Source organism: Roseateles sp. P5_E8, from assembly GCF_054177665.1.
In genome coordinates this window covers 1-6881 of record NZ_JBGCUM010000106.1, presented here as the reverse complement: position 1 = coordinate 6881, position 6881 = coordinate 1, and the positions used below count along the sequence as shown (strand labels likewise).

The 6881-nt window shown below is 70.4% G+C and carries 6 protein-coding genes and 1 pseudogene; 3 read left to right on the top strand and 4 right to left on the bottom strand.

Annotated elements, in window-relative coordinates; all coding sequences use genetic code 11:
- Positions 1–204 (top strand): annotated as a pseudogene (locus tag ACXRVZ_RS27200) (IS110 family transposase); the annotation flags it as partial.
- Between the two features lie 70 nt (positions 205–274).
- Here the strand turns inward: ACXRVZ_RS27200 and ACXRVZ_RS27195 are convergent.
- From ACXRVZ_RS27195 to ACXRVZ_RS27180, 4 genes are read right to left on the bottom strand one after another with little or no spacing between them, the layout of a single operon-like run.
- Positions 275–1720 carry a sigma-54-dependent transcriptional regulator gene (locus ACXRVZ_RS27195; protein WP_457421014.1) on the bottom strand — a complete coding sequence of 482 codons (1446 nt, stop codon included), beginning with the start codon at positions 1718–1720 and terminating at the stop codon, positions 275–277.
- Complete coding sequence (locus tag ACXRVZ_RS27190; RefSeq protein ID WP_457421012.1) at positions 1717–3387, bottom strand: sensor histidine kinase; 1671 nt, start codon at positions 3385–3387, stop codon at positions 1717–1719. Before ACXRVZ_RS27190 ends, ACXRVZ_RS27195 begins: the two co-directional genes overlap by 4 nt.
- A complete protein-coding gene (locus tag ACXRVZ_RS27185; RefSeq protein WP_458233086.1) occupies positions 3380–3628 on the bottom strand; it encodes a PP0621 family protein in 249 nt (82 codons plus the stop codon). The genes ACXRVZ_RS27190 and ACXRVZ_RS27185 overlap by 8 nt, the downstream gene beginning before the upstream one ends.
- A complete protein-coding gene (locus ACXRVZ_RS27180) occupies positions 3625–4497 on the bottom strand; it encodes a cytochrome C assembly family protein (RefSeq protein ID WP_458233085.1) in 873 nt (290 codons plus the stop codon). The genes ACXRVZ_RS27185 and ACXRVZ_RS27180 overlap by 4 nt, the downstream gene beginning before the upstream one ends.
- A gap of 57 nt (positions 4498–4554) precedes the next feature.
- Here ACXRVZ_RS27180 and ffh point away from each other — a divergent pair, with 57 nt between their 5' ends.
- A complete protein-coding gene (ffh, locus tag ACXRVZ_RS27175; RefSeq protein WP_457421006.1) occupies positions 4555–5937 on the top strand; it encodes a signal recognition particle protein in 1383 nt (460 codons plus the stop codon).
- 141 nt (positions 5938–6078) lie between these two features.
- Positions 6079–6621, top strand: coding sequence for a hypothetical protein (locus tag ACXRVZ_RS27170; protein ID WP_457421004.1), 543 nt, complete (start codon positions 6079–6081; stop codon positions 6619–6621).
- The last annotated feature ends 260 nt before the right edge of the window (positions 6622–6881 follow it).

Sequence of the window (6881 nt, the reverse complement as noted above, 5' to 3'; positions counted from 1 at the left end):
GTGCTGTACATGGCCACGGTCTCGGCGATCGTTCACAACCCTGCGATCAAGGTCTTCTACGCACGCCTGGTCGCAGCCGGCAAGGCCAGGAAGGTGGCCCTTGTGGCCTGCATGCGCAAGTTGCTCACCGTGATCAATGCCATGTTGCGCGATCAAGCCACTTGGGATGCTGTCAAGCATCTTCAAACCCCTTCTGGGGCTTGACGCCAGACACAGTTGCTCGGGGGACCGACCAGGGCGCCTGCGTTCAGCAAGGCGCACTGGGCGAGGGGCCTCAACTATCCCCAGCGGAGATCGCCAGCCGCGCCATGCGGTAGCGGATCTGCCGGAGCGACAGCCCCAGGCTGGCCGCCGCCGCCGTGCGGTTGAAGCGGTGCAGTTCCAACGCGCGCAGCAGGATGGCGCGCTCGACCTCGTCGAGATAGCGCGCCAGGTCGCTGGGCAACTGCTCGGGCAGCGACAGCCCTTCGGCCAAAGGCGCGGCAGCGATGGGCGTTTCCAGCGCCGCAAACTGCGACTCGCTGCGGTCCTCGTCCAGCAGCGTGTCGGGCAGGCCGAGGTCGTCGGCGTCTATCCACTCGCCGCCGGCCAGGGCCAGCGCGCGGTGCAACAGGTTCTCCAGCTCCCGCACATTGCCGGGGAAGGCATAGCGGGACAACGTCTGCAGCGCGTCGCTGGTGAGCCGCGGCGTGGGCGACACGCCCGCGTCCTGGGCGATGCGGGCCAGCACACGGGCGCCGATCAGGCCCAGGTCCTCCAGCCGCTCGCGCAGCGGCGGCACGCGGATCTGGATGACGTTGAGGCGATAGAACAAGTCCTGGCGGAAGCGGCCGGCGGCCACCTCGGCACCCAGATCCTTGTGCGTCGCGCTCAGGATTCGCACGTTGATCGCCGTCTCGGCCGTCGCGCCCACCGGCCGCACCGAGCGCTCCTGGATGACGCGCAGCAGCTTGCTCTGCATCGCCAGCGGCAGGTCACCGATCTCGTCCAGGAAGAGCGTGCCGCCGTCGGCCGCCTGGAAGAAGCCCTCGCGGTCTTCATTCGCGCCGGTGAAGGCGCCCTTGCGATAGCCGAAGAACTCGGCCTCCAGCAGGTTCTCGGGGATGGCGCCGCAGTTCACCGCGACGAAGCGCCCGCCGACGCGCGCGCCATGGTCGTGAATCGCGCGCGCCACCAGTTCCTTGCCGGTGCCCGACTCGCCCTGCACCAGCACCGGCGCCATGCTGCGCGCCACCTTGTCAATCAGCGAGCGCACCGCGCGGATGGCGGGTGACTCGCCCACCAGCCGCAGCGCGGTCGCCGCAGCAGCGCCCGACTCGGCGGCCACTGGCGAGGGCTCGGCCGCCACGCGACCCAGCGCCGACGCGACGACGAGGCGGAACTGGCGCAGGTCCACCGGTTTGGTCAGGTAGTCGAAGGCGCCGGCCTTCAAGGCCTCGACCGCGTTCTCGGCCGAGCCGAAGGCCGTGATGACGATGGCCTTCTCGGGGCGCGCCGCCTGCTCCAGCCAGCGCAGCACGGACAGGCCGGAACCGTCGGGCAGGCGCATGTCGGTGATGACGGCGCTGTACTGGCTGGCCTGCAGGTGAGCCAGCGCCTCGGCCACCGAGCCGGCACTGTCGATCTCATAGCCCTCGCGCAGCAGGGTCAGCTCGTAAAGCGTGCGCAGGTCGGGCTCGTCGTCGACGACCAGCAGGCGCGCAGGCGTGGCAGCGTTCATAGGGCCTTGGAGGTGGGCGTGCGCAGATGCAGGCAGAACTCGTTGGCCGCCGCGTCGCTGGCGCGGCGGTACTCGATGCGGGCGCCATGGCGCTCGCACAGCTCCCGGCAAATATAGAGGCCCAGGCCCGAACCGCGGCTGCGCGTCGAGAAGAAGGGCTCGAAGAGATGGCGCTCCACGTCCGGCGGCACCGGCGGGCCGGCGCTGCGCACGACCAGGTCCAGCGCATCGCCAGCGGCCGCCAGGCTGACACGCACCGCGCCGGCGCCGTCGTCGGCGTGGCGCAGCGCGTTGTCCAGCAGGTTGACCAGCACGCGGCGCAGGTGCTCGGGGTCGAACAGCGCCAGCAGCCCGGGCGCCGCGATCTGCAGCTGGAAGCGACTCTGCGCGCCCGCATCCAAGCCGTTGACGACCACCCAGTCCACGCAGGTCTCGTGCACCAGCTCGCTGACGTCCAGCACCTGCGTGTCGGGCTGCACGCCGGGCGCCACCTCGGTGACGTCGTCGACGAGGCGCTTGAGCCGCTGCACGTTGGACGCCACCATCTTGCTCAGCTGCTCGGCGCGCGTGCCGACCACGTCTTCCGAGATCAGCGCATTGGCCTGCGCGATGGCGGCCAGCGGGTTGCGGATCTCGTGCGCGATGCCGGCCGACACGCGACCCATGGCGGCGAGCTTCTCCTGGCGCGTGCGGGCCAGCAGCTCACGGTTGTCCTCGACGAACAGCACGCACAGCTCCTCGCTGCCTTCGCGCTGGCGCGTGAAGCGCAGGCGCAGGCGCAGGCTGCGCGTCACGCCGCTGTCCAAGGGCAGGGCCACATCGATCTCGGCGCCACTGCTGCTACCGCCGGCATAGGCCTGCTCCAGCGCCAGCACCAGCGGCTGCCAGTCGCCTCGGCCGCGCAGCTGCCAACTCAGCTCGCCGCTGGCCGCGCCCAGCAGCGTGCGCGCCGCCGGGTTCATCGCCCGCACGCGGCCGCGCCGGTCGACGACCAGCACGCCCTCCTGCATCTCGTCGATGACCAGGCGGTTCAACAGCTCCTGCTGGCGGGCCAGCGCCAGGCTGCCGCGCGCCGCCTTCTCTTCACGGGCCAGGCGCGCGCTCAGCTCGCCGGCCAGCAAGCTGACGGCAAACAGGCCGCCGCCCACCAGCCCGGCCTGCGTCGTCTTCAGGCCCACGTCCACGCCCGCCAGCAAGGACCAGGCCGCCGCGGCCAGCAGGCCCAGCGTCGCCATCGCCGCCGTCGCCAGCGCCAGCCGGCGGGGGCTGAGCACAGCCGCCATCAGCACCGGCATGACGAACAGGGCACCGTAGTTCACGCCGCTCGGGTCCAGCGCATGCAGCACGCCGAACAGGATCAGGTCGACGCCGATGGCACTCCACCAGTGCGGGCTGCTGATGCGCGCCAGGCTGCGCGCCGACGCGCCACGGCGCAGCTGCGGCAGCAGCCACAGCGCCACGGCAGCCACAGCGTAGGAGGCGCTCAGGCCCATCGTCGAGCCCGCCGGCGGTGCCGACAGCACCGAGGCGATCAGCTGCGCACCGATGAGCGCCAGACCCAGCGCGGCGCGCGCGGCGAGGAAGGCGCGGTAGAGGCGGTCGAAGCTGACGCTGCTCTCGACCGGCTCGGCCGGCGGGGACTCGACGAACCAGCTGGCGTCAGCCACCCAGCCGGGCCTCGTGGCTGCTGCGGTGCGCGCTGCTGCAGAACACGCCGCCCTTGCCCGGCAGCGCTTCGTCGGCCGGCAGATGCATGCCACATTCGGCACAGCGCAGCATGGCTTGCGGCTGTGGCTTCGCGGGCGGCGGGGTCGGCTTGCGCGCCTCGGGCTCGCTCGGCCGTCCTCGCTTGAAGCCGATCATGAAAATGAGCAGCGCCAGCACGGCCAGCAGCAGCACGTACTTCATGCGCCCCCCCCGTTCAAGCCGCGCTGCAGGATGACCTCGAACACGAAGCGCGAGCCGGCGTAGGACAGCAGCAGCAACCCGGCGCCGGCATACAGCCAGCGCGTGGCGCGCCGGCCGCGCCAGCCGTAGATGCGCCGGCCCACGAGCAGGCCGGTCAGCACCAGCCAGCCCAGCACGGCGAGCAGGTTCTTGTGGTCCCAGCGCCAGGTCGGCGTGAACCACCAGCCGAGCAGAATGGCCAGCGACAGCACCCCCACGCCGGCGGCGACGAAGTTGAAGGTCAGCCGCTCCAGCTGCAGCAGCGGCAGGCCACCGGGCGTGGTCTGCTTGTGGCGCAGGCGGCTTTCGGCGCGGTTCATCAGCGCCGCATGCAGCACGGCCACACCGAACAGGCCGTAGGACGCCAGCCCCAGCACCCAGTGCAGCGGCGCCCAGGGCGAGGCGGCCAGCGGCCGGCTCTCGCCGGGGAAGCTCCAGGCCAGCAGCACGGCCGCCGCCGCCAGCCAGGCCAGCACGCGGCGCACGCTGTGCAGCGGCAGGAAGCGGCTTTCGATCAGATACACAGTCAGCACCAGCCAGGTCGTCATCGACAGCGCCGGCGCAAAACCAAAGCGCGCGCCCGGCGTGGCCAGGCCGAAGCCACTGATATCAATAAAGAGGGCGACGAACTGCGCCGTCCAGGCCAGGGCCATGGGCGGCACCGAGCGCAGCGGCGGGCGCAATGCGGTCTCGGCCGTCTCCGTCTCGCCGGCTCGCGCGCGCAGCAGACCGACCCAGACATAGCCCAGCAGCGCCAGGCCGCTGGCGACGGCCAGCGCGACGCCCGGCCCCACGACGGCGCCTCCCAGGGGAGCGGGCGATAAACTCATGGGTCGCAGTGTACTTTTGGCCTCCGCCGTTCTGGCGGTCCGGCCCTCTCCTATCCCATGGCATCCAACCTCACCGACCGCCTGAGTCGCCTCGTCAAGACGATGCGCGGGCAGGCCCGCATCACCGAGACCAATGTGCAGGACATGCTGCGCGAGGTGCGCATGGCCCTGCTCGAGGCCGACGTGGCCCTGCCTGTGGTGCGCGACTTCATCGCCCGCGTGAAGGAGAAGGCGCTGGGCCAGGAGGTCGTCGGCTCGCTGAACCCCGGCCAGGTGCTGGTCTCGGTCGTGCACAAGGAACTCGCCGCGACCATGGGCGAGGGCGTGGCCGACATCAACCTGGCCGCCCAGCCGCCGGCCGTCATCCTGATGGCCGGCCTGCAGGGCGCCGGCAAGACGACGACGACGGCCAAGCTGGCCAAGCACCTGATCGAGAAGCGCAAGAAGAAGGTGCTGACGGTCAGCGCCGACGTCTACCGCCCCGCCGCCATCGAGCAGTTGAAGACCGTCACGCGCCAAGCCGGCGCGGAGTGGTTCGAATCCACGCCCGACCAGAAGCCGCACGACATTGCGCTGGCCGCGCTGGATTACGCCCGCCGCCATTATTTCGACGTGCTGCTGGTCGACACGGCCGGCCGCCTGGCCATCGACGACGTGCTGATGGCCGAGATCAAGGACCTGCACGCGGTGCTGAACCCGGTCGAGACACTGTTCGTCGTCGACGCGATGCAGGGCCAGGACGCGGTCAACACGGCCAAGGCCTTCAAGGAAGCGCTGCCGCTGACGGGCGTCATCCTGACCAAGCTGGACGGCGACTCGCGCGGTGGCGCGGCGCTGTCGGTGCGCCAGATCACCGGCGCGCCGATCAAGTTCGCGGGTGTCTCGGAAAAGATCGACGGCCTGGAAGTCTTCGACGCCGACCGCCACGCCGGCCGCGTGCTGGGCATGGGCGACATCGTCGCCCTGGTCGAGCAGGTCACGGCCAACGTCGACATGGCCTCGGCGCAGGCCATGGCCGAGAAGCTCAAGAGCGGCAGCGGCTTCGACCTGAACGACTTCCTGACGCAGATCGCGCAGATGAAGAAGATGGGCGGCCTGGGCGGCCTGATGGACAAGCTGCCGCAGAACATGATGGGCAACAAGCAGCCCGGCCAGGCCGACATGGACCGCGCCGAGCGCGACATGAAGCGCATGGAAGGCATCCTGCGCGCGATGAGCGCCAAGGAGCGCTCGCACCCGACGCTGCTGATGGACGGCAAGAGCAAGGCCAGCCGCAAGCGCCGCATCGCGGCCGGCGCCGGCGTGCAGATCCAGGACGTCAACCGCCTGCTGAATCAGTTCGACCAGATGCAGCAGATGATGAAGAAGATGAAGGGCGGCGGCCTGATGAAGATGATGAAGCGCATGGGCGGCATGAAGGGTTTGCCCGGCATGGGCTGAACCCGGCGAAGGCTGGCCCGCCTGCAGACGAAGGGCGCGACAGCCTTGGGACAGCGGGGACACAAGTGCACACACTTGGCCCCAAGGTTGAAGGGGGCGCGGGCATGGTCAAGACCTGGCCCCGCCACTAGCCTCGCGCCCATGCTGAACCTCCACCTCCCGCGCAGCGTCGGCGCCTGGCTGAGCCGCCTGACCCAACCGAACGAAGCGCACGAGCCCGAACCGTCGGACACGGTGGTGCGCTGGCCGCCCACGCCGGCGCGGGTGCTGGCCAGCGCCGACCGCCACGCGCACAGATCCCTCGCCAAGGTGCTGGCGCTGGCGCACCCCAAGGGCTTCCTGCTCGCGCACGTGCCGCTGCACAAGCTGGTGCGCGTGCCGCGGCAGCACCCCTATCGCGAATGGCTGTCACGCACGGGGTTGCTGACGGTGGACTTCGCGCTCTGCGACGAGCATGGCTATGCGCGTGCCGTCGTACTGATGCCGATTGCGGAAGACCAGCTCCGCCTGCAGCGCCGGCGCGAGCGGCTCTTGCGCGTGCTGCACGCCACCGACCTGCCGCTGACGCTGTGGGAGCGCGACTGGCAGGGTGACGACGATGAGGCGCTACGCCGCACCCTGTTCAGCAGGGACGTGCCGCGCGCGCCCGGCTATTACGCCGACACACCTCACGCAGGACATTGAGGCCCCTCGTCCAGCCCGCCTTGCTGAACGCAGGCGGGCTAGCCGGTCTTGCAGACCGCGCTGCGGCAATGCCGCAGCTCTTCGGCAGGCACATCGCGCCCACTGGGCGCAACGTGTCCGGCCTCAGCCCCCGAGGGGACGGCGATGCTTGCCGGATTGACCGGCAAGCACATCGCCCAAGGCGGGCCGGCTTGGCGAACTGGAGTCGGACACAAGCAGTCCCTGCGGACTGCTTGCGCCTACGGTGCTTGCGCCTACGG

Coding starts and splice junctions, on each gene's coding strand:
- ACXRVZ_RS27195 (WP_457421014.1), bottom strand. CDS start 1,720: ATGAACGCTGCCACGCCTGCGCGCCTGCTGGTCGTCGACGACGAGCCC.
- ACXRVZ_RS27185 (WP_458233086.1), bottom strand. CDS start 3,628: ATGAAGTACGTGCTGCTGCTGGCCGTGCTGGCGCTGCTCATTTTCATG.
- ACXRVZ_RS27180 (WP_458233085.1), bottom strand. CDS start 4,497: ATGAGTTTATCGCCCGCTCCCCTGGGAGGCGCCGTCGTGGGGCCGGGC.
- ffh (WP_457421006.1), top strand. CDS start 4,555: ATGGCATCCAACCTCACCGACCGCCTGAGTCGCCTCGTCAAGACGATG.
- ACXRVZ_RS27170 (WP_457421004.1), top strand. CDS start 6,079: ATGCTGAACCTCCACCTCCCGCGCAGCGTCGGCGCCTGGCTGAGCCGC.